The following is a 22,196-nucleotide window of genomic DNA, read 5'->3' as shown; positions in this document are numbered from 1 at the left end:
ATTGGCGCGCCTGCGGCCACCTATGTCGCGGCCTGTGCTGCGCCCGCCTCGTACTGTGCGAGATACCATTTCACGAAATGCTCCATGCCGCGCGACAGCGGCGTGGTCTGCATCTCGCCCACCAGTGCCGTCAGAAGCCGCGTGTCGGCCCAGGTCGCGACCACGTCGCCGGGCTGCATCTCCATGTAGTTCCGCCGGGCCTTCTGGCCGAGCGCATCCTCGAGCGCTGCGATGAAATCCTCGAGCGTGGTCGGCTTCGACATGCCAAGGTTCACCACCCGCCAGGCCGCGACCGGCGAGAGACTGTCGTGCGGGACCGGCGCACCGCGGCCCTCGGGGGCGGGCGGGACCACCTCGATCAGCCGGACGATCCCTTCGATCAGGTCGTCGGCATAGGTGAAATCGCGCTGCATCTTGCCGTGGTTGTAGACATCGATCGCCCGGCCCTCGCGGATCGCCCTGGCGAACTTGAAATAGGCCATGTCGGGACGGCCCCAGGTTCCGTAGACGGTGAAGAACCGGAACATGGTGATCGGCAGGTCGAACAGGTGCGAATAGCTGTGCGCCATCGCCTCGTTCGCCTTCTTGGTCGCGGCATAGAACGACTTCTGGGTGTCGGTCTTGTCGGTCTCGGCATAGGGCATGTCGGTGTTGGCGCCATAGACCGACGAGGTCGAGGCCATCAGCATGTGCCGGGGCGGCGTGGCGCGGGCGGCCTCCAGCAGCTCGAACGTACCGACGAGGTTCGACTGGACATAGGACGCCGGCGCGTCGATCGAATAGCGCACCCCGGCCTGCGCGGCGAGGTGCACCACGATCTCGGGGCGCAGATCGGCCATCAGCGCCTTGAGACGGCCCGGCTCTTCGAGCCGCGCCTCGATCAGCTCAAAGCCCGGACTTTCCGCCAGCAGCGCCAGACGGCGATGTTTCAGCGAGACGTCGTAATATTCGGTCAGCGCATCAAAGCCCACCACCCGCCAGCCGTCATTCAGCAGACGACGGCAGAGATGGAACCCGATGAAACCGGCGGCGCCGGTGACGAGTGCCGTGCGTGTCATCCTCAACTCCTGCGGCAGGTGCATTTCGCCCTCCGCCTATCAGAACGGTGCGGCGACTGGAACTGCCCGGATACAGCCCGGGCCAGTGGTCGCAGGGTTCATCCGCCAAGGGCAAGGCAGGGCGCGGGCAGCAGGAACATGTTGCGCACCTTGTCCGAATAGGCGCCGTCGGCCCATTGAAGCGTGCCGACGAGCGGCCCCTGGCACTCCCCGGGCCGGTGATCGCGGTTGGTAACCAGAAGTACGTCGCCGGTGGAATCGGACGGAAGCGTGTATTTCAAAGCATAATGGTTCCGCGGACGCCCTTCCTGCGGCAGCGCATTGATCGGGATGCCGCCGTCGCGGGTCTGGTACATGAGGTCGGCAAGGATGTCGCGGTCGTCCGAGACGATAGCTTTGGCGCCCGACTCGCGGGCAGCGGCAAGGATCGCGGCGCTCATCTCGGTCCGGCCGACATAGCGTTCGAGCAGCAGCGGCCCGCCCGGCCCCGCCCGCCATCCGGTGCCGATAACCGTCGCGACCGGCAGCAGAATGGCAATGACCAGATTGACCGCAAGGCTCGCACGCAGCCAGCCGCGGGCCTCGCCGTGCAGCCAGGCGACGATGGCAATCGTTCCGGTCAGATAGGCCGCCGCCGCCCAGTTGGGATAGGCGCGGTCGATCAGCGCCTGCAGGCTGACGATGGCAAGGACCGGCAGGCAGAACAGCAGCAGGAACCGCGCCCGGTCGTCGCGCCGCCGCCAGGTCGCACCGAACCAGACAAGTGCCGGGAACAGCACCGGACCAAAGACGAAAAGCTGGGCTCCGAGGAATTCGGCCAGACCGCCAAGGTTCAGGCCTACGCGGCTGCCCGGATCGCGCACCCAGTCGGCATTGTCGAGCGTGTGTTCGACGGTGCTGAACCCGTTCTGCAGGTTCCACCAGATATTGGGCGAGATCGCGACCAGAAAGGCCAGCAGCCCGGCCAGCGCCGACCGCCAGCCCGGCCGCGCCTGCGGCAGAATCAGCGCCGAAAGGGCAGCGCAGAGAACGAAATACACGGCGGCATATTTCGCCAGAAAGCCGATACCGACGCAGAACCCCGCCAGGGCGGCCCAGGGCACCGATCCGCCCTGCCCGAGCGCGCGCAGCCAGGCGATCAGCCCCAGCACCAGAAACGGCACCATGATCGTGTCGGTCGAGATCAGCAGGCTGCCCGCCGCCACCATCGGCAGGCTCAGATAGCTTGCCACCACCCAGATCGCGACCGCCCGCCCGTATCGCGGCGCCGTCAGCGCCCCCAGAAGCAGCCCGCCGGCCAGATGAAACAAGGGCGCCGGCAGCCTGACCCAGAACGGCGCGTCCGAACCGCCAAGTTCGGTCGCGGCGCGGATCACCCAGGCGATCAGCGGCGGCTTCGAATAATACCCCAGCGCCAGTTCCTGCCCCCAGAGCCAGTATTGCGCCTCGTCCACGAACAGATCGGTGCGGTTGAACGACAGCAGCACCACCCTGAAGGCGGTGACGGCAAGGCCGATCAGCAGCGCCGGCGCAAGCCAGCCGGATCGGTTACTGAAGGTTGGTTCGGCGCTCGGCACGGATCAGCCAGAGGTTTCTGAGATAGATGAACAGCCCGGTCGCCTGGCCGAGGACGAAGACCGGATCCTTGCGATAAAGCGCATAGAGCAGAAGCACGAGCCCGCCGCCGAGGGACAGATACCAGAACGCAAGCGGCACCACCGACCTGCGGGCGCGTTCCGAGGCGATCCACTGCACGAGGAAGCGCGCCGTGAACAGAAGCTGTCCGCCAAGGCCGATCACCACCCACCAGAACTCGGTCCAGGAATGGACGTGCAGAATGGCCCAGGTCTGTTCGATCATGACGGGGTTCCTTGCGCAGCCGGGTCCGCCACGCCCTGATCGGCCGCGACCGCCGCGGCGCGGGGTTCGATTTCGACCGGTTGCGCCTTCTTGCGACGCCGGATCAACCAGGCCACCGCCAGCAGATCGGGGATGCCGACGAGCGCCCGCTTGAAATTGGTGTAGTTCGACTTGCCGGCCTGGCGCTCGCGGTGGCTGACATCGACCAGCAGAACCTCCCAGCCGTCGCGTTTGAACAATGCCGGCAGATAGCGGTGCATGTGGTCGAAATAGGGCAGCTCCAGAAAAGCGTCGCGGCGAAAGCCCTTGAGGCCACAGCCCGTGTCGCGGGTGCCGTCGTTGAGCACGCGGGCACGCAGCCCGTTGGCGAATTTCGACCCCCAGCGTTTGGAAAACGTGTCCTGCCGCGCGACGCGCTGGCCCGCGACAAGGCCGAGCCTTCCGGTCTGGTCAGCGAGCAGCGGCCTGTACAGTTTGGGAAGTTCGCCGGGCGGGTTCTGGCCGTCGCCATCGAGCGTGCAGATGACCCGGCCGCGCGCCGCCTTGACGCCGCTGTGGACCGCCGCGCTCTGCCCGGCAGACCGGGGATGGCTCAAAACCCGCACCCGCGGATCGCGTTCCGCCAGCCCGCGGGCAACCGCCTCGGTGGTGTCGGTCGAGCCGTCGTTGACCACGATGACTTCGAAATCCTGCCCGTCGCAGGCGGCGAGGATGTCGGAGACCAGTGGCGCGACATTCTCTTCCTCGTTTTTCATCGGTACGATGATCGAGACTTCGGTCATGCCGAAAAGCTCCTTGCGCGCGCCCCGCGCGGTCGGGGACTTGAGCGCCTTAAACCGCATCGCTCGGCCGCTGTCCATGCAAAGGCTTCAGCTGCGTTGCAGCGTGTCCCCCAACGTCAGGGTCGGGATCAGCACCACCTGCTCGCCCCGGTTGCGGGCACCGCCCGCGACCCGGTCGGCGATGATGCGTGCCGCCGCCTCGCCAACCTCGCGCCGGCAGGAATCCATGGTGGCAAGTTTGCGCGGCAGACCGTCGAGCAGTTCGATCTTGTTGAAGCCCGCCATGCCCAGCTTGCCCGGCACGTCGATTCCCTTCTCAAGGCAGTAAAGCAACCCGCCTGCGCCGATCAGATCGTTGGAGTAATACAGGAAATCCAGATCCGGCGTGCGTTCGAGGATGGCCTGGGTCATCTCGCGGCCCTTGGCAAAGCCTGACCCGCCCTCGTAGAATTCCTGATCGGCGATCTGAACCCCGGCCTTCTCAAGCGTCTCGGTGAAGCCTTCAAGCCGTTTGCGCGCCCGGTGGTCCAGCGGCATCTTGGTGCCGAGAAAGCCGATCCGGCGATAACCGGCGTCAAGAATCGCCTGGGCCATCATGCGACCGGCGCGGCGGTGCGATATTCCGACCACGGCGTCGATCGGATCGCCATCCACGTCCATGATCTCGACCACGGGAATGCCGGAATTCTGCAGCATCGCCCGCGCCGCATCGCTGCGTTCGAGCCCGGCAATGATCACCCCCGAGGGCCGCCAGCTGAGCATCTCGTAGAGGACCTTCTCCTCCTGCTCGGGCTGGTAATGGGTGACGCCCAGCACCGGCTGGAGTTCGGTATCCTCCAGCACATGCGAGATGCCGTTGATGACATCGGGGAAGACCATGTTCGACAGCGACGGCACGATCACGGCAACCAGATTCACCCGGCTGGAGGCAAGGGCGCCCGCAATCTTGTTGGGAACATATCCCAAGCGCTTCGCCGCGGCCAGAACGCGCGCGCGCGTTGCGTCGCTGACATCGCCGCGGTTTCGCAACACGCGACTGACGGTCATTTCGCTTACCCCCGACGCCTCGGAGACATCGCGAAGCGTCAGGGGACGTCGCTGGTCGGGGCTGTGAAAAGCGCCGCCTGCGGCAGGAATCCGGGGATCATCCTTGTTCATGCGCATGTGTTAGCGCCTTATCGTGCCTTGGGAAAGCGTCGACACCACGCCTGCGGCGCGGAGTGCCGAAATTGCCCGCCGGTTGACCGACGAACCGGCGCGAGCCGTCAAATCGAGCGGGCAAATTGGGCTGGCGCGACACATTCGGGTTGTGTTTTCGCGCCTGTTCCGGCAGCAATCCGCCAGGGCCCCGTAGCTCAACTGGATAGAGCAATCCCCTCCTAAGGGATAGGTTACAGGTTCAAGTCCTGTCGGGGTCACCAATAAAATCAATGTGTTATGAAATTTTTCGGGAGAGATCTTTGGTTCATCGAACCTGGCGCCCTAGTCAAGCGGTGTTCCATGCGGTGTTGGCCGAAAAACAACCACGATTGGCCAGAATGCAGAAACCATAACCCTAGCCCGCGCACCGGCGGTGTCTGTAGTTAGGGGGGCATGGGCGAGCGCGGTAACGATCATCATCACCAAGTAGACGACGCCGAGCGGTTTTAGGATGCCCGCAAAGGATCTTCGATGCCGGGGCGCTCCAAGCAGGCATAGAGAGAACGGCGGGACTGTCCTGCGATAGCGCAGAAAGACAGGAAATGGCGTGATTGCGCCCGTTGTTGCCGTTCGGCTGGCTGCGAGCGCGCCTTCGGAGCGGCCAATGCTCGCGCTCTTGATACGGCGGTTCATCGACTCGCGGCGGCTATCTCGATTTCATGAGACACAGGGGCGGCGTTCAGGAAGCGCCGGCGCAGCCACGAGGAGAGATCGTCAACGAAGGAATAGACCACCGGGATGACGATGAGGCTGAGGGTGGTGGAGACGAGAAGCCCGCCGATGACGACGAGCCCCATCGGCCGCCGGAAGCTCGGATCGCCGCCCGACAGGCCCAGGACGACGGGGCACATGCCGCCGACCATCGCGATCGTCGTCATCACCACGGGACGGGCTCTCTTGTGACAGGCGTCGAGCAGGGCTTCGCGCCTCTGCCAGCCTTTTTGCTGTGCGGCAGCCGCGTATTCGACGATGAGGATCGAATTCTTGGTGACGATCCCGATCAGCATCAGAAGGCCGATGGCCGTCGCCATTGAAAAGCTGGAGCGGGTCAGAACCAGCGGCAGGAGCGCGCCACCGAGCGACAGCGGAATGGCCATCAGGATCGTGAACGGCTGCAGAAAATCGCGGAAGAGCAGCGCCAGCACGCCATAGATGCAGACTAGGCCGATCACCATCGCGACGAGGAAGCCGGCGAACATGGAGTCCATTTGCTCGACCTCGCCCTGGTCGACCATCTTGACACTCGCCGGCAGGGTCTCGATGGCAGGAAGCGTCTGGACCTCGTCCATGACGGCGCCGATGCTCTTGCCGTTCAACTCGACGCTGACCGTCACGTTCCGCTCCCGGTCGATGCGCGAGATGCTCGTCGGTCCCGTGCCCAGCCTGACGTCGGCGACGGATCCGAGCGTCACGCTTGCGCCGTTGCCGTCGACGCGCAACTGGCGAATGTCCTCGAGGTTGTTCTCCGGATCGGCGTCGAGTTTCAGCCGGATTGGAAGCTGCCGCTCCGGCAGGTTGAGCTTGGGCTGGGAGGAGGCGTAGTCGCCATAGGTGGCGATGCGCACGACGTCGGCAATGGCCTCGGGCGTCACGCCGACGGCGCTGGCATGGGCGCCGTCGGGGACGATCTGCACTTCTGGCGCCTCCAGCGCCGCGGTCGATGTCACCGCCCCGAGGCCGGGCAGACCGCGCATCTGGCCCTCCAGTTCCTTCGCCGACTTGAGGAGCGCCGCGTCGTCGTTGCTGGCGAGCACGATGCCGAGGGTGCTGCCGTCGCCGCCGGCCCCCACCTGAACCCGGGCGCCCGGCAAACGCTCCAGCGCGGCGCGGATGTCGTCCTCGATCTGCGTCTGGGGCCGATCGCGATCGTCGAGCGGTGCCAGATCGACCGTGACAACGGCCCCCGTCACGTCCGCGGTGATGGCGAGATCGGGGCCCGCGCCGCTGCCGCCGGAGGCACCCACCACGGCAAAGACCGACCGGACTTGCCCGACCGCGGCGATGGCGGTGGCCGCCTCGCGCACGACCGCGTCCGTCTCCTCCAGGCTGCTGCCCGGCTGGACGTTGAGGGTGACGGTCGTCTGGGCGATGTCGGCGGGCGGAACGAAGGCGGTCTCGAGCAGCGGAACCAGCGACAGGGAGGCGGCGATGAAGAGGATAGTCGCGAGGACAGTCAGCTTGCGCCGGGCCAGGCAGCCGCGGGCGAGGCCCATATAGGCCCGCATCAGCCAGCCGTCCGCACGCGCCTGCGTCGTGCCGTGGGCCTTCAGAATCGACGCCGCCATCATCGGCGTGAGCAGCCGCGCCACCAAAAGCGAGGCGAGCACCGCCGCCGCCGCGGTGATGCCGAACTGCCGGAAGACGAGGCCGGGAATGTCGCCCATGAACGCCGTCGGCAGGAACACGGCGACGAGGGTCAGGGTCGTAGCGATGACGGCAATGCCGATCTCCTGCGTCGCCTCGATGGTCGCCGCGCGCGGCGTGCCGCCATAGGACATGTGGCGTTCGATGTTCTCGACCTCGACGATGGCGTCGTCGACCAGGATGCCCACCACCAGCGACAGCGAGAGCAGCGAAATCACGTTCAGCGTGAAGCCGAACCAGTCCATGACCATGAAGGTCGGGATCATGGCCAGCGGCAGCGCGGCGGCCGAGACCACGGTGGCGCGCCAGCTCCGCAGGAACAGCCACACGATCACGACGGCGATCACGATGCCCTCGGCGAGCATGTGCATCGAGGCCTCGTAGTCGTCGGCGGTCGCCTTGACGGTGTTGGACGCCTCGACGATCGAGACCTGCGGATGGACGGCCGCGAAGTCGGCGATCGCGGTACGGATGCCATCGGCGACGGCGACATCCGAATAGCCGTTGGAGCGCTTGATCTGGACGCCGATGACGCGCTCGCCGTTGAGATAGGCGAGCGAGGTTCGGTCGGCGTGCGCGTCCGAGATCGTCGCGATCTGGTCGAGCGGGATCGAGGTTCCGTTGGCGACGGGCACCGAGACCGAGGACAGACGGTCGACCGTATCGGCGGCACCGAGAACCCGGATCGACTGGCGCGACGAGGTGGTCTGGACGCGACCGCCGGACTGATCGAGCTGGACCGAGCGCAGGCGGCCGGCGACCTCCGTCACCGAAAGTCCGAGGGCGGCGAGCTTGCCGGGATCGACCTCGACGACGATCTCGCGGTCGATGCCGCCGACGCGCGCGACGTCGCCGACCCCTTCGACCGAGCGCAGGGCCTTCGTCATGTCGTTGTCGACGAACCAGGAAAGTTCCGCCTCGTCGAGGCTTGCCGAGGTCACGGCATAGGCGATCAGCACCGAATCCTGGACCGAGAGTTTGGTGACGCTCGGCGCCCCCATTTCGGACGGCAGATCCGCGCGCACGCTGTCGACGGCGTTGCGGACCTCGTTGAGGGCTTCCTCCGGATCCTTGGCGATCTCAAACTCGGCCATCACCGAGACGGAGCCGTCGTTCACCGTCGTCGTGATGTGATTGAGCCGGCTCAGGGAGGCGACGCTGTCCTCGATCTTGCGCGCCACCTCCGTTTCAAGCTGCGCGGGCGCGGCCCCTTCGAGATTGGCGGAGATCTGGATGAGCGGAAGGTCGAGATCGGGAAACGACTGCACGCCCAGCTTCGAGAACGAGAACAATCCGCCGATCAGGAGCAGGACGAAGAGAAGGACGACGGGCACGGGGTTGCGGACGGCCCAGGCGGAGACGTTCATTTCTGCTCCTCCGCCACGGCGACGACGCGGACGGGGGCGCCATCGAACAGGAAGACGCCGCCGTTCCCGACCAGTCGCGCGTGCTCATCGAGCCCCGAGACCACCTCGACGCGGCCATCGCGGCGGCGGCCGATTGTCACCTGGCGTCGTTCGACGGTGTTCCCGGCAGTGAGGCGGTAGACATAGCTGGCCCCGCCCTCCATCGTCACGGCCGTCGATGGGACGGTGGTGACCGCCTGTCCATCGATTTCGATCGACCCGCTGGCAAACGAGCCCGGCGTGAGATCGCAGTTCGTCGGCAGATCGACGTAGATCGTCGCGCGTCCCGTGGTGCGATCCGCCGTCGGTGCCGCGGTTCTCACGGACCCCGAACACAGCGCCTGTCCCTGGTCGAAGATCCGCACCTGCTGGCCCGCCACGACTTGCGGAAGATCCTTCGCGGCGATCTCGGCGTGCCATTCGATCCGGTTCTGGCGAATGAGACGGAAGAGCTCGGTGCCGACCGCCGGCACGGCGCCGAGCGTCACGGACTTTTGCGAAACGACGCCATCGTCGATCGCGCGAATGGTGGTCTGCTCGAGCTTCAGCCGGATGCTGTCGAGGTTCGCCTGCTCGGCTCCCAGATTGGCCTTGGCCACCTTTTCGCCGCTCAGCGCACCCTCAATGTCCTTCTGCGACATCGCTCCCTTGGCATTCTCCAAAAGCCGCCGCGCGCGGTCGGCGTCGGTCATCGCCTTTTCAAGACTTGCCTCGGCGCTGGCGACGAGCGCTTCCTGACGGCGCAAGTCGGCTTCGACCGCGTCGTGCGACAGGCGCGCCAGGACCTGCCCCTTCTTCACCGCATCGCCAACGTCGACGAGGGTCTCCTCGATCCGGAGTTCGCCGATTTCGGTGGAGATCGACGCCTCGTCCCAGGCGGCGATCCAGCCGCTGGCGGCAACGGCGGAGGTCCATTGCTCCTGCCGCGGCTCGACCGCCCGGACGGCGAGGACCGGCCTCACGGGGCCGGCGGGTGCGTCCTCGGCTGCGACATTGGCGGGCGCGAACGACAGGCCCGCCAGACAGAGGGCCGCGACGATCAGAATTTTGTCTTGGCTCATTGGAGCCTCCTTCCTCGGATTGCCCGTCAATGCTGCTCGGCCGGGGCCGCGGCCGGCACGAGCCTGACCAGGCCGAGGCAGACGAGGACGACAGTGGCGACGACGGCGATCTCCGGGAGGATCCTGAGGGCGGCGACGAAGCCGGCGGAGCCGATGAAGATTTTGATCAGGAACATCGCGCGCCAGCCCAGGCCGAGAATGTCGGCATCGATCAGGAAGCCGCCGAGGACGGGCCCCAGGACCGCGGCGATGCCGAGGACCGGGCCGAGGAGAACCCCGAGCGCCAGCGCGTAGCCGGCACCGAGCAAGGTCACGAGGCTCGCTCCGCCCCCGAGATCGTCCGCAATCGAGGGCGCGGCGAGGATGGGCCAGAGCCGGCCTTGGGCCGGCGTGAAATTTGAAGCGGTGTGGGACATGGGCAGAGACCTCCGAGGGCCTTTCGGATCGATATTTCGGATATCGATATGATGTATTATACAGATACGCTGTATTTTCAAGATCCAGTGTTGTCAATGCCGTTGCGATACGCGACAAAGGAATCCCATGAGTGACCGCGAAGAATCAGACCTCCCGAATCCGGTTCTGGTGTGGGAGAGGCCGGAACCCGAGCGGCGGCCGGCGCCCGTGCCGCTCAGCAGGGACCGTATCGTCAATGCGGCGATCGAACTGGCGGATGCGGAGGGCCTTTCCGCCGTCTCATTGCGCAAGGTTGCGGGCCTGCTCGGCTCCGGCCCGATGCGGCTCTACGGCTATATCGACACCAAGGAGGAACTGCTCGACCTGATGGTCGACGCCGTCTATGCCGAGATGATCGCGGAAGGTCCGCTCGATGGGGGCTGGCAAGACGCCCTGCGGACGATGGCGCATCGCACGCGCGGGGTTGTCCACCGACACGCATGGCTTACCGTGCTTCTGAGCGGGCGCCCGCACCAGGGCCCGAACGCCATGATCCACCGCGAGGCGTCGCTGGCCGCGCTGAGCGGCCAACCCGGTTTCGCGGACATCGCCGTCGCGCTGCAGGCGCTGAAGACCGTCAATGCCTATGTCGTGGGCGCCCTCCAGGACGAGGCCAGCGAACGCCATGCCATCCAGGCGAGCGGCATGACCGATGAAGAATGGCAGCTCGCCACCTACCCCTATCTCCAGCGCATGCTCGCCACCGGACGGTTTCCGAACATCGCCCGGATCGTGGAGGAGGTCGATCATCCCTCCCACGCGGAGGAGTTCGAGCGCGGGCTCCAGATCATTCTCGACGGCATCGCGGCGCGCATGAACCGCTGAGCCGGCAAGGAGTGTTTTGGCTCAGCGTGACCGGTCTCCTGAATTTTGTGCTTCGTTGTGGATGGTCGCGAATGACCGAAACTCCACTTTGATCAGCGCTTCAGGGCCGCCAGTCTGCTTTCGGCCCGTCCTTGCCGAAAGCAGCCTGCGTGAACCGCTGACGAAATCCCCAGCTCTCGCTTGCGCCCAAAGCTCCGGTTGACACCGCCAGCGCTGCCGCCTCTGCCTCGGCCTCCGAGGCAAAGGGATCGCGCAGCACATAGGTCGCCCTCGACGTGCCCCTGCCCGCGACCCGGACCTCGCGCAGCTCGGCCCCCGCGGTATCCTGCCAGGTCGCCTTGACCGTGCCATAGCGGCCGACGTCCGACTCGGTGTAGCGGAACGTCTCCTTCACGATCTGCTCGGGCCGGATCACCAGCCCCGCCAGCGCCTGTTCGGAGGCCGATTTCCCGGCCCCGCGCGGCAGCCAGACCAGCCGCCCCGACTTGATCGACATCAGCGCCCCGTGGCGCCGCGCCAGACGGTCGAGAAAGCTCAGGTCCGATTCATCGAGCTGGGCGATCCAGTCATAGACATGCGATCCGACAGAGATCGCTTCAGATCATTCAGCGCCATCATGTTGGCGCGGTGCTTTTTCTCCATCTGCCCGGCCGCGCGGCGGGCGCCATCGAACTCGCGGCGCATCGCAGCCGTCGGTCTGGCCGCCGAGGTCAGCTGCGTCTTCGGCTGCCGGACCCGCTCGCGTGCCTTGTCGAGGTATTTGGCGCTGGCGGCGACAGTCGTGCGCATCTTGTTGAAGTCGCCGACCAGCTTGATCGGGCCGCGCAGCTTCTGGATCTTCGCCACAACGATCCTTCGCTGGCATGCGGCTGCAGAGCGGACTAATCCGATTTTCTTTTTGAGCAGGACGATATGGCAGATCTTCCGGCCAATCTTCCAGAATTGGACCGCAGAAGACCCTTGACATTGACATTAGTGTCAATGCGCTAGCGACGTCCGGGAAAGGGAGCTGACGATGCAAATTAAGGAAGCGGCGACGCATCTAAAGCTGAGCGCGCGCATCTTGCGACACTACGAACAGGCGGGCCTGCTCACACCGTCGCGGGATGCCAACGGCTATCGCAGCTATAGCCCTGCTGATCTGAGAAAAGCGAGCCGTATCCGCGACATGATCGCGACCGGTTTTTCGACGCGGGAGGTGCTGACCATGGCACCGTGCCTGACCGATGAAGGCGCTGGCGCCTGTGACGCTGGCCTTGCCGATCTGAAGCATAAACTTGCTCAGATTGACCGCCTGATCTTTGACCTGCAGACCCGGCGCCGTGCCACGCTCGACCGGATCGAGAGCTTTGAAAGCACCCTTTCGTACCGTAGCAACGAAAGGGAAGACCCCGGATATGACACTCCAGACCATCCTGCTGTTTCTGATCGCCTTTCTGGTCGGAAGTGACGAATTTCTACTTGGCCCGATTCTGACACCGATCGGACATGACCTGAGCGTTACGCCCGAGCGCGTGACACTATTTATCGGCGCATATGCGCTTCCGCTTGCCCTGCTTTCGCCACTGCTGGGCGGCTTGTCGGACAGGTTCGGACGGCGGCGCGTCCTGCTGCCTTCTGTCGTCATGTTTTGCCTCGGCTCGCTTGGCACAGCCATCGCACCCGACTACGGGCTGGCTCTTGCTACGCGAGTGCTGACCGGTTTCGGCGCTGCAGGAATGCTGCCCATCGCTTTTGCGACCGCCGCGGACAGCGGACCCGTACGCGCACCCGCCAATATTGCGGCGGTTCAAGCCGGTCTGACCATGGGGATCATCCTGGCTCCGCTCTATGGGTCTGCTGTGACCAGCCTCTTCGGGTGGCACTGGGCTTTCGCAGGTCTGGGCTTGGTCGGTGGCCTCTCTGTTTTGGGGCTTGGTCAGCTTTCGGATGCCCGCCCCAAGGACGAGCCATCCCCGGCCGCGGGCCCTGTGCTGGTGCCCGGTGCCCTTGGCGCTATCGTCGCCATGGGCTTCGGTCTTGGCGGGGCCATCGGCATTTACGCCTTGGCAGGCGAGCGGCTACGCGAGATCACGAACCTTGGCACCGGTGGCGTCGGTGCGATCTATGCGGGGTTCGGCATCCTGACGCTGGCCGGAAACCTGCTGATGCCAAAGGCTATCGTCTGCGCAAGGGGTGGTCGGCAGTTGATGCAGATCTGCCTGGTCGGCGTTCTTGCGGCCATTGTGCTGCTGTTCAGCTTCCCGCTCGGCACTATGGGCGCATGTCTGACGATGGCGTTGTGGGCGTTCCTGGGCGGGTTGGGTGCGCCCGGCCTGCAGACCTATCTGGCCGATCTTTCGGCAAGCCGCAGGGGGGTGCTGATGGCATTGGCTGCGAGTGCGATGAATCTCGGCGTTGCGCTTTGGTCTGCAGTTGCTGCGTCACTGTTCGTCGCTGGATCGCACTTCGTAGGGTTATTGGCCCTAGTAATCATAGGGATCGCGTGCGTCTCCTTGATCATGCGAAGAACGCTGGAAGAAGAGGAGCGGAGTAGTTAGAGCAAACAGAAGCGAGCCCAACTTATTGCTTCGTTGGGCTCGAAGCGGTCATACGGCGGCGCGGCGAGCCTTTGTTGAGGCCAGCGCAGCCGTATCGACCCGATCGGCCCCGAGCCGCGGGTTGGCGTCCTTGCCGACCGTGCGGCCGCCGTGGCAAAGCTGCCGCTCAACCGGTGCTGCAGCGAAATCCCCGTGCTCGTTCTGGCAATGCAAACCTTGCCGGAATTCGTTATCGTGGTTCTGCCCTGTCTCCCCAGTGAAAGAGCGTTTGTCATGACGATCACCAACGAAGATGAACTCGATGGCATGAAGGCCATCGGCCGGATCGTCGCGAACACTCTGAAGATCATGTCGACGGCGCTCGAACCCGGCATGACGACGCGCGAACTCGATGAGATCGGGCGCGAGGTTCTGGAACGCGAAGGCGCCCAGTCGGCTCCAAAGCTCACCTATGACTTCCCCGGAACCACGTGCATCAGCGTGGACGAGGAGATTGCACATGGGATCCCCGGCGGCAGGGTCATCGCCCGGGGCGAACTGGTGAACATCGATGTTTCGGCTTCGAAGAATGGGTTCTTTGCCGATACGGGGGCGAGCTTTCGGGTGCCGCCGGTGCGCGCCTCTCTCGACCGCCTGTGCAAGGACGGCAAGCGGGCGATGCAGATCGGCATTGCACAGGTCGGCCATGACAAGCCGGTGGCAGGGATCGGTCAGGCGATCGGGCGTTTCGCTTCCGCGCGCGGCTATACCCTGATCCGAAATCTGGCCAGCCATGGCGTCGGTCGTTCGCTGCATGAGTATCCGGAAGAGATAGCAACCTGGCCCACGCGGCGTGACAAGCGCCGCATGCACAACGGAATGGTGCTGACGATCGAGCCCTTCCTGTCGCGGGGCGGCCTGATGGCAACGGAGGGCGATGACGGCTGGACCCTCTATAGCCATCCGCGTGCGTTGGCAGTCCAATACGAACACACCGTCATCGCGACGCATGGTGCGCCCGTCATCGTGACTCTGCCAGAGTAGCTGACTGGCATGGGCTCGCCGTGGTCATTCAGGCGCTGCGGTGGCGATCCACAAGAGATCTGACAAAAGGCGAACGGCCCCATTGCGGACATTCAGTGAAATGTGTCGAATGTCGGATTTCCCGCATCATTTAGCCCAGATGAGCCTGACTAAACCTGCGTCGACCAAATAGCCGGTGCCGATGGGTGCCGGCGTATAGTGGGGAGGGGCATAGAGCATTTGCAATCAGAACGATTGTAAGTTGTCAGATGCAAAACACCCATATCAAGTGCCTCAGTTAGATGAGCTCTGCATCGTCAAACCCACCTTCGCAGAACCAGTCGCTCTGTGATGCTGCCCGATACATGGCAGTCTTCCAAGAATTCCGCTGATGATGTTCAGATGATAGAGCGGCGTCCTCAAGAAGCTCCTGAACCCCTTCTTCGCCGACATCCTCAAGGACACGCCGCAGGTTAAGTCTAATCGATGCCAATTCTTCATTGGCCTCAGTGGTAAAGAGTTCGCCTAGATTGAGGATATCAAACTGTGATTGAAGCCGCAAAAGGTCCATATTCGGAAGTCCACATTCATGGTCGACATTGAACATAAACACAGCAATTGGGCCTTCGAGCAATTCTGCTGTCAGCCAGGTCTGATGATCAACGTTGTCAAAGTAGGGGTGTAGGGGAAGGTCCTCCAATCGCGCCGCATCCCCCGCCAATTTATCCTTGTTACAATCAGAGCAAGATGGAACTAAGTTCAATGGAGTTACGCTGAAGGCGGGATACTTGCTCTTGGGCAGGAAATGGTCGAGTTGCCTGACTCTTCGATGGCCGCAATAAGGGCACCGGCTGTTGGGGGCCAGGCCCATGATCGCATCATAGATATGTCGTCCACCACGTCCTGCCAGACCACCCGAGTACAGGTATTCCATGTCTGACTTCAGCACGGTTCCAGCTACCACCTCGTGAGGAGCGAGTGTGTGCAACGTAGAAGTTTCACCGTGCCCCTCATAGGTCTCCATGATAGCTAGTATGCCCTCTCTGGCCGCATTAATGCGTAACGTTCTCTCATGAATAGGGCTGAGGCGTGATCGCGATGCATCCAAAGTTTCCACCCCGTCAGAGCCCGGTACTTGCAGCGACCACATTAGCCCTTGGACTTCCTGTTTTGCAGAGCGATCAAGCTGCGAATGAGGCCACGGCCTTCAGAGCCAATCTGGCCACCGTATTTTTCCATTACCTCGTCATAGTCGCCTTCCTCAATCACTGTATCACGAATAAGATTATAGAAACCGGCTTCCTCAACTTCCAAACCGAAGACTCTGTGTGTCAGTATGCCCACGTTCTCCGCAAATGTTTCGGCTTCAGGACGATGAGCGACCATGAGCGTATTGTGGCGTTCAAGCTGCCAAGTGCAGTTGGCTGGGACTTCCTGTAGAACCACGGGGGAATGCGTGGCTACAATTGCTACCCCATTTCTATTATTTAGAAGATCAGATAGCGCCCTCACAAATGCTGAAAGGAGCGGCGGATGAAGGTGAGCTTCTGGCTCATCGAGTAGCACAAGGCTGCGTTCGCGAACAAGTTCCACAAGTTTTGTGATAGTCAGAAGTACAATCTTGTGGCCCGAACTGAGATTCCTGAACCTCGATGAAGCGATTTTTTTAAACTCTTCTATTTCTTCAATATCGGCGAGTTCAGATATTCGAGTAATTCGAAATATTGGGTCAGACTCAAGCATGTCCAGAGCCCGTTGCCAACGCTTCAATCGACCATCACTCACGCACTGTTGGGCACTCAGGCTGAATTCTCTAGCTAAAGCGCTCAAGTCCTTAATTCCTGGGTCATCTTTAGAATTCCGTCTCTTATTTTTTAGTCCAACGTAAGCATAGATGATGCCTTCGCGTGTGACCTGGCGATCTGTGAGGGGCTCAAATTTGTCAAAGGCGCTAAAGGTTACCGATATTACAGCGGAGAACAGATTATCTTCCGCCGCCAAAAGGTTTTCATCGACAAATTTTCCATCTTCATTTTCATCATCTGCGTTGGTCACAAGAGCGCGGATCATTGCGTTCAAAATGAATGACTTACCAATGCCATTTCGACCGATTAACACGTGAATATTTGATGGCGGATTGCTCCCTGGCTCGACTTTGAAATCGAGCTGTATCGGTTCATGCTCGGATGACAACTGTTGTGGTCCGGTATAGGAAAAGTCATATGCGGTTAGTGGAACAGAGCCACTGATGATCCTTGTGAAATCGCCGAGCACAGTCGCTTCTTTGACGCTCCTTAGCAACGATACTCGCGTTACGTCTTCGCGACGAACTTTTCGGAATATTTGGTTGTCAAACGCGATGTCGTTGAGATCCCTGAGAAGTTGGTCAGCCAAACCTAAACCTACCGCCGTCTCATAGTAGCTTTCCACTTGCCCAAGCGAGAAAAACTCTCCATCTAGATTTTCAAATTGCTCTGGAATTGCGGCACGTCTTTGGCCCCTAGACATATCAACTTGGCCGATTTTCACCGGGCCAATTGCTTTCCAACCGCTCTCGCCATCTAATGGGCGTACGTAGAGGTGATACTTCGTCTCGTATGTGAACCAGTCGTCCCAATTGTCTTCGATTAGCACATAGTCGCCTGGCTCAGCGTCGATCGGAAGACTGTTTAATACGTAGAACAACTTCGCCCTCCTGAAGGCTGATGTACCAGCATTGTGCCGGGCAACGTAGGTTGAACCTTCCTGACTATCGGTGGCTCAACAGGCGTACAGTCGCACGCCAAGCGTCTCTTCCTCGAAAACTGTCGATGATGTTAGGTGCATCGTCAATGTCTCGGATTGCAAGCCTGAGCTTCTCCATTATGCCTCTGTTCTAGCTGCAGAGAATGACTGCTTCCCGCCCTTCGTGCACCATGTGAGCAGTGCAGCATAGGGCAAATTGGGACTCCAGCCTTCATCTGGAAACCATGCCTGGGGAGGCTGGATCCGTGGCCGATATCCTGCTCCCATCGGGGCTCCTGTGTCATGTGCGAACCCTAGGCCATCAGGCCGGCACGGTTCATGGCCAGGATCTCTTGCGAGACCTTCAGCCAGTCCCGGAACTCCGGCATCGGCAGATCGAGAACCTCATTCAGCGGGATGCTGAGGGCATGCGCGACCAGACCGCATGCCCTGCGCAGATCTTGAGGCGTCACGCCGCCGCGGGATCCTCCGGGCCAGTCTGCTTCGGACGGGTCGCGGCATACGGCCCCGCCCCCGTCCGCCACCGGTCAGCCGCACTGGAGCGGCGGCAAGCGCCTCGCTCACTTCGCGCAATTCGAGGATGGTCACCGCGCCTTTGGGCGTCTTGCAGACCCCGGCCATGTCGATGTCGCGCTCGATCCCGCCCACGCGCCCGGCAAGGCCCCTTGGCAATGACCCGGGGCCAGATGACTTTCCCCGAGGCCGCGCCCCAGACTGCCGGCATTCCGGCGGAGTCGCTGGCAACTTATCATCGATAGAAGCGAACGAAACGTAAGATATAATAAGTTGGATTGATTGATTGGCATCGCCTAGCGTCGCACCGACGTGACACCCCCCGGAAACTGGAGGTCAAGGAATGACCGATGCCGCCCTGTCCGAAACCGATCTGCGGGTCGAGCCGCAGCAACGCGCACTCTGGCCCGGCCTGCTGCTGGCCGCCGCGATTGCCGCGGCCGCCTTTGCCTTGCGGCACCTGCCCTTTTTCGGCCTTCTGTCACCGCTGATCCTGGCCATCCTGATCGGCATGGCGATCCGAAACCTGGCGGGCACCCCGGCGGCGGCCGGACCCGGCATCGCGTTCAGCCTGAAACGCATCCTGCGCGCCGGTATCGTCCTTCTTGGTCTGCAGTTGACGCTGTTTCAAGTCGTGGCGGTGGGATGGACCGGGGTCGGCATCATCGTGGCGACGGTGGCCGCCACCTTCGTCTTCACCAAATGGCTCGGTGCGCGGCTTGGTGTCGATGCGCGTCTGACCGAGCTGATTGCGGCCGGCACCTCGATCTGCGGGGCCTCGGCAGTCATCGCGACCAATACCGTGACCCGCGGCAGCGACGAGGATGTGGCCTATGCGGTGGCCTGCGTGACGGTCTTCGGCTCGCTTTCCATGCTGCTGATCCCGCTGGCGGGCTCCGCCCTGCACCTTGCGCCGCATGCCTATGGGCTTTGGACCGGTGCCTCGATCCACGAGGTGGCGCAAGTGGTGGCCGCCGCCTTCCAGCATGGCGACGAGGCCGGACAGTTCGGCACCATCGCCAAGCTGACGCGGGTGATGCTGCTGGCCCCGATGGTGCTGAGCCTCGGCTTCATCGCCAGCCGCCGCAAGGGCGATGCCGGCTCCGGGGCGGCACCGGTGCCGTGGTTCGTGCTGGGATTTGTTGCCATGGTCGGGGTGGCCTCGACCGGCTGGCTGCCGACGACGTTGATGCCCTGGACGAACGGGTTTACATCCTTCCTTCTGGCGATGGCGCTCGCGGCCATGGGACTCGAGACCGACATTCGCAAGCTTGCCGCCGAAGGCATCCGGCCGGCGCTGCTTGGCGCCACGGCCTGGTTGTTCATCGTCGGGCTGAGTCTGACGCTGATCCTGGCGACCGGCGCCGGGGCATGAAAGGACCGCGATGACGCTGGAACAGCTTCGCATCTTCCTGGCCGTTGCCGACCGCGAGCATGTCACCCGCGCCGCCGAAGCCCTTAACCTGACCCAAAGCGCCACCAGCGCGGCCATCGCCGCGCTGGAGTCACGTCACGCGGTCAAGCTGTTCGACCGGGTCGGACGCCGGATCGTGCTGACCGACGCCGGCCGATCCTTTGTGCCCGAAGCCCGCGATGTTCTGGCCCGCGCAGCCATCGCCGAGCGCATGCTGGAGGATCTGGCCGGGTTTGTCCGGGGAACCTTGCGGATCGCGGCCAGCCAGACCGTCGGAAACTACTGGCTGCCGCCGATCCTGAGCCGGTTTCACGCCGCCCATCCCGGCCTCGCGCTGGTCACCCGGATCGGCAACAGCGAGGAGGCGACCCGCGCGGTTCGCAACCTCGACGCGGATCTTGCGCTGATCGAGGGGTCCTGCACGGACGATGCGATTGCCGCGACCGAGCTGCCGGGCGACCGTATGGTTCTGGTAACGGCGCCGGGGGCAGAGCCCGCCTTGCGATCCGCGTCGCCCGAGGCGGTGGCGGCTGCGCTTTGGGTGCTGCGCGAGCCGGGGTCGGGCACCCGCGCGGCCTTTGACGACTGGGTCGCCTCGCTTGGCCTTGGTCCGGCCGACATAAGGATCGCATTCGAGCTGTCCTCGAACGAGGCGGTCCGCACCGCCGTCGAGGCCGGCACCGGTGCCACGGTCCTGTCCGAACTGGTGGTCGATTCCTCGCTGGACTCGGGCAGGCTTTGCGCGGTTCCCGCGGATCTTCTGGTCCGGAAATTCAGCCTGCTGCGGCACCGCGAACGCCGCCTGACCAGCGCCGAACGGGCCTTTGCCGACATGCTGTCGGCGATGGCCGCGGATGGACCCGGCCCCGCCGGCGTCAGAAATACCTGAGCCAGAGATAGACGTTCGAGATCGCCAGCATCAGGATCGTGACCGGAAACCCGATCTTGAGAAAGCTGATGAACCGGATCGGCTGCTTTGCCTTTTCGGCAAAGGCCGCGACCGTCAGGTTTGCGCTTGCCCCCAGCAGCGTGCCGTTGCCGCCAAGACAGGCACCCAGCGCCAGCGACCACCACAGAGGCTCGATTGCGGCCGGGCCGCCGAACGTGTCGGCCGTCGAATGGATCATCGGGATCATCGTCGCAACGAACGGGATATTGTCCAGGATGGCCGAAAGGATGCCCGAGCCCCAGAAGATCAGGAACGAGGTCCACATCAGGTCGCCCTGGGTCAGGTCGAGGATCTTCTTCGCGAAAAGTTCGAGCAACCCGACATGTTCGACGCCCGCCACGATCACGAACAGCCCGCCGAAGAAGAAGATCGTGATCCACTCGACCTCGCCGAAGATGTGATGCACGGACTCGCTCTGCTTCTCGCTGCGTTGGTGGCCGAATGCCAGCAGCATCAGCAGCGCCGCCCCGGCCAGCGCCGAGGTGCCCGGCTGAATGCCATAGCCGTGGCCGACCGTGAACCCGAGCAGCACCAGTGCCAGCGACAAAAGTGCCTTGATCATCAGGCGCCTGTCGGTGATCGCCTCGGCTTCGTTGAAGCTCATGATCCGTTCGCTGGCCGATTTCGGGATCCGCGCCAGTTCCTTGCGGTTCATCAGATAGATGATGACCACCACGACAACGAGGCAGATCATGGCAATCGGCGCCAGATTGACGATGAATTCGTTGAAACTGAGACCCGCCGCCGAGCCGATGAGGATATTGGGCGGATCGCCGATCAGCGTCGCCGTGCCGCCGATGTTCGACGCCAGGATCTCGGCGATGAAGAACGGGAAAACCCGGGTTTCCAGCGCCTCGGTGATCAGCAGCGTAATCGGCGCGATCAGCAGCACTGTCGTCACGTTGTCGAGAAAGGCCGAGAACACCGCCGTGATCAGCGTCAGCATGATGAGGATGCCGGTCGGATTGGCCTTGACGCTCTTTGCGGCCTTGATGGCGACATACTGGAACAATCCGCATTTGCTGGTGATGCCGACGATCACCATCATCCCGATCAGCAGCGCCAGGGTGTTGGCATCGACCCCGCGCACGGCCTGTTCCTGATTGATGATCCCGAAGAGGACCATCAGCGCGGCGCCAAGCATGGCAAGGATTGCGCGGTTCAGTTTCTCGGTCATCAGCAGCGCGTAGACGATGACGAGAATGCCGCTGGCGACCCATATCGGGGCGACGCCAAGCAGATCGGGAACGGAGAGGGTGGCACCTCCGTGTGGTATGGCTTGTTCCATCGGATTTATCGTTCGGTCTCTGTGGGGTCGCTGAACACCTGGTCCAGCAGGGAGTTGGGGCTGACGGTGCCGACAAAGTGGCCGGTCTTGGGATCGACCAGGATCACATGTCGCTTGAACTTGTAGATGAGGAAGATGCCCTCCATCACCGGGGTATCCGGCGCCGCCACCGGGATGTTGTCGGGGTTGGACAGATTGTCCGACACCTTCTCGCGCTTGAGCTGTTCAAGCCGGGCGTCGAAGTCTGCCTTTGACAGGCTCATGAAGCTGAGGTTGCCAAGCTGCCCGCGCGTCGCTGCGCGCCCCAGCCCGATCGAGGCGGCCTTCGGCATGATCAGCTTCATCAGCGTCGGCGCGGTGAAAACCCCGATATACTTGCCGGTCTCGTCCACCACCGGCAGGAACCGGGCCTTGCTGCGCTTGATGACGTTGAACGCGGTCGCGACGCTTTCATCGGGGTGAATGGTGTGCTGAAGCGCTGGCGGCACCATCACATCCTGACATGTCAAACCCATAGCTGACCTCAAACGTTCTGCGGCAGGGGGCCCTGCCGATCCGATTGTTACGATTGCCCTTGAACGCACCATCGGGCCTGAGGAAGTTTGAGCCACTTCCAGACTGCCGTCGGTACCTGCTTCAATCCACTCTCCCGGCCATTCGGCCAGCCTTGGTGTCGCGCGCGCTGCATGGTCCCGCGCCCGCTGTCGCATCTGCGCTTAGACCCGCCCGCCCC

At 63.1% G+C, this 22,196-nt stretch carries 21 protein-coding genes and 1 tRNA gene; 7 read left to right on the top strand and 15 right to left on the bottom strand.

Going from position 1 to position 22,196, the window contains the following annotated elements; all coding sequences use genetic code 11:
* Window positions 1–20 precede the first annotated feature (20 nt).
* From DQG17_RS14510 to DQG17_RS14490, 5 genes are all read right to left on the bottom strand, one after another.
* Window positions 21–1,058 (bottom strand): NAD-dependent epimerase/dehydratase family protein, encoded by a 1,038-nt coding sequence (locus tag DQG17_RS14510; protein ID WP_116133551.1) that lies wholly within the window; start codon window positions 1,056–1,058, stop codon window positions 21–23.
* Window positions 1,059–1,156: 98 nt separating this feature from the next.
* Window positions 1,157–2,635, bottom strand: coding sequence for a glycosyltransferase family 39 protein (locus DQG17_RS14505; RefSeq protein WP_116133550.1), 1,479 nt, complete (start codon window positions 2,633–2,635; stop codon window positions 1,157–1,159).
* Complete coding sequence (locus DQG17_RS14500) at window positions 2,607–2,918, bottom strand: lipid-A-disaccharide synthase N-terminal domain-containing protein (RefSeq protein ID WP_116133549.1); 312 nt, start codon at window positions 2,916–2,918, stop codon at window positions 2,607–2,609. The genes DQG17_RS14505 and DQG17_RS14500 overlap by 29 nt, the downstream gene beginning before the upstream one ends.
* Complete coding sequence (locus DQG17_RS14495) at window positions 2,915–3,700, bottom strand: glycosyltransferase family 2 protein (RefSeq protein WP_116133628.1); 786 nt, start codon at window positions 3,698–3,700, stop codon at window positions 2,915–2,917. Before DQG17_RS14495 ends, DQG17_RS14500 begins: the two co-directional genes overlap by 4 nt.
* An 87-nt stretch (window positions 3,701–3,787) precedes the next feature.
* A complete protein-coding gene (locus tag DQG17_RS14490; protein WP_116133627.1) occupies window positions 3,788–4,858 on the bottom strand; it encodes a LacI family DNA-binding transcriptional regulator in 1,071 nt (356 codons plus the stop codon).
* A 186-nt stretch (window positions 4,859–5,044) separates the two neighbouring features.
* Between DQG17_RS14490 and DQG17_RS14485 the strand changes: the two genes are divergently transcribed.
* A tRNA-Arg gene (locus tag DQG17_RS14485) sits at window positions 5,045–5,121 on the top strand.
* A 408-nt stretch (window positions 5,122–5,529) separates the two neighbouring features.
* Here DQG17_RS14485 and DQG17_RS14480 read toward each other — a convergent pair.
* From DQG17_RS14480 to DQG17_RS14470, 3 genes are read right to left on the bottom strand one after another with little or no spacing between them, the layout of a single operon-like run.
* The gene (locus DQG17_RS14480) at window positions 5,530–8,631 is read right to left on the bottom strand and encodes an efflux RND transporter permease subunit (protein ID WP_116133548.1); all 3,102 of its coding nucleotides are present in this window, start codon (window positions 8,629–8,631) and stop codon (window positions 5,530–5,532) included.
* The gene (locus DQG17_RS14475) at window positions 8,628–9,731 is read right to left on the bottom strand and encodes an efflux RND transporter periplasmic adaptor subunit (RefSeq protein ID WP_116133547.1); all 1,104 of its coding nucleotides are present in this window, start codon (window positions 9,729–9,731) and stop codon (window positions 8,628–8,630) included. The genes DQG17_RS14480 and DQG17_RS14475 overlap by 4 nt, the downstream gene beginning before the upstream one ends.
* A gap of 26 nt (window positions 9,732–9,757) precedes the next feature.
* Window positions 9,758–10,147 carry a hypothetical protein gene (locus DQG17_RS14470; RefSeq protein ID WP_116133546.1) on the bottom strand — a complete coding sequence of 130 codons (390 nt, stop codon included), beginning with the start codon at window positions 10,145–10,147 and terminating at the stop codon, window positions 9,758–9,760.
* Between the two features lie 127 nt (window positions 10,148–10,274).
* On the opposite strand from DQG17_RS14470, the gene DQG17_RS14465 reads away from it, so the two are divergent.
* Window positions 10,275–11,012 (top strand): TetR/AcrR family transcriptional regulator, encoded by a 738-nt coding sequence (locus tag DQG17_RS14465; protein WP_116133545.1) that lies wholly within the window; start codon window positions 10,275–10,277, stop codon window positions 11,010–11,012.
* A 100-nt stretch (window positions 11,013–11,112) separates the two neighbouring features.
* On the opposite strand, the gene DQG17_RS14460 is transcribed toward DQG17_RS14465, so the two are convergent.
* Together DQG17_RS14460 and DQG17_RS14455 are read right to left on the bottom strand one after the other, a co-directional pair.
* Window positions 11,113–11,508 carry a hypothetical protein gene (locus DQG17_RS14460; protein WP_369908037.1) on the bottom strand — a complete coding sequence of 132 codons (396 nt, stop codon included), beginning with the start codon at window positions 11,506–11,508 and terminating at the stop codon, window positions 11,113–11,115.
* A gap of 38 nt (window positions 11,509–11,546) precedes the next feature.
* Window positions 11,547–11,858, bottom strand: a complete 312-nt coding sequence (locus DQG17_RS14455; RefSeq protein WP_116133543.1) for a hypothetical protein — start codon at window positions 11,856–11,858, stop codon at window positions 11,547–11,549.
* Window positions 11,859–12,027: 169 nt separating this feature from the next.
* Here DQG17_RS14455 and DQG17_RS14450 point away from each other — a divergent pair, with 169 nt between their 5' ends.
* The 3 genes from DQG17_RS14450 to map all read left to right on the top strand — a co-directional run bounded on the left by DQG17_RS14450 (window position 12,028) and on the right by map (window position 14,575).
* Window positions 12,028–12,462: a MerR family transcriptional regulator gene (locus tag DQG17_RS14450; RefSeq protein ID WP_116133542.1), complete on the top strand. Its 435-nt coding sequence runs from the start codon at window positions 12,028–12,030 to the stop codon at window positions 12,460–12,462.
* The gene (locus DQG17_RS14445) at window positions 12,410–13,552 is read left to right on the top strand and encodes an MFS transporter (protein WP_116133541.1); all 1,143 of its coding nucleotides are present in this window, start codon (window positions 12,410–12,412) and stop codon (window positions 13,550–13,552) included. Before DQG17_RS14450 ends, DQG17_RS14445 begins: the two co-directional genes overlap by 53 nt.
* 273 nt (window positions 13,553–13,825) lie before the next feature.
* Window positions 13,826–14,575, top strand: a complete 750-nt coding sequence (gene map / locus DQG17_RS14440; RefSeq protein WP_116133540.1) for a type I methionyl aminopeptidase — start codon at window positions 13,826–13,828, stop codon at window positions 14,573–14,575.
* 277 nt (window positions 14,576–14,852) lie between these two features.
* On the opposite strand, the gene DQG17_RS21700 is transcribed toward map, so the two are convergent.
* From DQG17_RS21700 to DQG17_RS21695, 3 genes are all read right to left on the bottom strand, one after another.
* Window positions 14,853–15,578: an HNH endonuclease gene (locus DQG17_RS21700; protein WP_157973624.1), complete on the bottom strand. Its 726-nt coding sequence runs from the start codon at window positions 15,576–15,578 to the stop codon at window positions 14,853–14,855.
* Between the two features lie 125 nt (window positions 15,579–15,703).
* On the bottom strand, window positions 15,704–17,239 hold the full coding sequence (locus DQG17_RS14430; RefSeq protein WP_198666134.1) for an ATP-dependent endonuclease: 1,536 nt from the start codon (window positions 17,237–17,239) through the stop codon (window positions 15,704–15,706).
* 353 nt (window positions 17,240–17,592) lie between these two features.
* Window positions 17,593–17,751 (bottom strand): hypothetical protein, encoded by a 159-nt coding sequence (locus DQG17_RS21695; protein ID WP_157973623.1) that lies wholly within the window; start codon window positions 17,749–17,751, stop codon window positions 17,593–17,595.
* Window positions 17,752–18,155: 404 nt separating this feature from the next.
* On the opposite strand from DQG17_RS21695, the gene DQG17_RS14425 reads away from it, so the two are divergent.
* Together DQG17_RS14425 and DQG17_RS14420 are read left to right on the top strand one after the other, a co-directional pair.
* Window positions 18,156–19,187, top strand: a complete 1,032-nt coding sequence (locus DQG17_RS14425) for a YeiH family protein (RefSeq protein WP_116133538.1) — start codon at window positions 18,156–18,158, stop codon at window positions 19,185–19,187.
* 10 nt (window positions 19,188–19,197) lie between these two features.
* Window positions 19,198–20,115: a LysR family transcriptional regulator gene (locus tag DQG17_RS14420; protein WP_116133537.1), complete on the top strand. Its 918-nt coding sequence runs from the start codon at window positions 19,198–19,200 to the stop codon at window positions 20,113–20,115.
* Here the strand turns inward: DQG17_RS14420 and DQG17_RS14415 are convergent.
* The gene (locus DQG17_RS14415; protein WP_116133536.1) at window positions 20,102–21,463 is read right to left on the bottom strand and encodes an SLC13 family permease; all 1,362 of its coding nucleotides are present in this window, start codon (window positions 21,461–21,463) and stop codon (window positions 20,102–20,104) included. The genes DQG17_RS14420 and DQG17_RS14415 overlap by 14 nt on opposite strands.
* Before the next feature lie 5 nt (window positions 21,464–21,468).
* Window positions 21,469–21,951 carry an HPP family protein gene (locus DQG17_RS14410; protein WP_157973622.1) on the bottom strand — a complete coding sequence of 161 codons (483 nt, stop codon included), beginning with the start codon at window positions 21,949–21,951 and terminating at the stop codon, window positions 21,469–21,471.
* Between the last annotated feature and the right edge of the window lie 245 nt (window positions 21,952–22,196).

Source organism: Tropicimonas sp. IMCC34043 (assembly GCF_003390845.1).
Classification (GTDB): domain Bacteria; phylum Pseudomonadota; class Alphaproteobacteria; order Rhodobacterales; family Rhodobacteraceae; genus Tropicimonas.
The sequence above is the reverse complement of the archived record's forward strand: the minus strand, read 5'-3'. Positions and strand labels throughout refer to the sequence as shown.

Bases quoted from the DNA above. Each gene is read 5' to 3' on its own strand.
- DQG17_RS14510 (WP_116133551.1), bottom strand. From the start codon at position 1,058: ATGACACGCACGGCACTCGTCACCGGCGCCGCCGGTTTCATCGGGTTC.
- DQG17_RS14500 (WP_116133549.1), bottom strand. From the start codon at position 2,918: ATGATCGAACAGACCTGGGCCATTCTGCACGTCCATTCCTGGACCGAG.
- DQG17_RS14495 (WP_116133628.1), bottom strand. From the start codon at position 3,700: ATGACCGAAGTCTCGATCATCGTACCGATGAAAAACGAGGAAGAGAAT.
- DQG17_RS14490 (WP_116133627.1), bottom strand. From the start codon at position 4,858: ATGAACAAGGATGATCCCCGGATTCCTGCCGCAGGCGGCGCTTTTCAC.
- DQG17_RS14480 (WP_116133548.1), bottom strand. From the start codon at position 8,631: ATGAACGTCTCCGCCTGGGCCGTCCGCAACCCCGTGCCCGTCGTCCTT.
- DQG17_RS14475 (WP_116133547.1), bottom strand. From the start codon at position 9,731: ATGAGCCAAGACAAAATTCTGATCGTCGCGGCCCTCTGTCTGGCGGGC.
- DQG17_RS14470 (WP_116133546.1), bottom strand. From the start codon at position 10,147: ATGTCCCACACCGCTTCAAATTTCACGCCGGCCCAAGGCCGGCTCTGG.
- DQG17_RS14465 (WP_116133545.1), top strand. From the start codon at position 10,275: ATGAGTGACCGCGAAGAATCAGACCTCCCGAATCCGGTTCTGGTGTGG.
- DQG17_RS14460 (WP_369908037.1), bottom strand. From the start codon at position 11,508: ATGTCGATCAAGTCGGGGCGGCTGGTCTGGCTGCCGCGCGGGGCCGGG.
- DQG17_RS14450 (WP_116133542.1), top strand. From the start codon at position 12,028: ATGCAAATTAAGGAAGCGGCGACGCATCTAAAGCTGAGCGCGCGCATC.
- DQG17_RS14445 (WP_116133541.1), top strand. From the start codon at position 12,410: ATGACACTCCAGACCATCCTGCTGTTTCTGATCGCCTTTCTGGTCGGA.
- map (WP_116133540.1), top strand. From the start codon at position 13,826: ATGACGATCACCAACGAAGATGAACTCGATGGCATGAAGGCCATCGGC.
- DQG17_RS21700 (WP_157973624.1), bottom strand. From the start codon at position 15,578: ATGGAGACCTATGAGGGGCACGGTGAAACTTCTACGTTGCACACACTC.
- DQG17_RS14425 (WP_116133538.1), top strand. From the start codon at position 18,156: ATGACCGATGCCGCCCTGTCCGAAACCGATCTGCGGGTCGAGCCGCAG.
- DQG17_RS14420 (WP_116133537.1), top strand. From the start codon at position 19,198: ATGACGCTGGAACAGCTTCGCATCTTCCTGGCCGTTGCCGACCGCGAG.
- DQG17_RS14415 (WP_116133536.1), bottom strand. From the start codon at position 21,463: ATGGAACAAGCCATACCACACGGAGGTGCCACCCTCTCCGTTCCCGAT.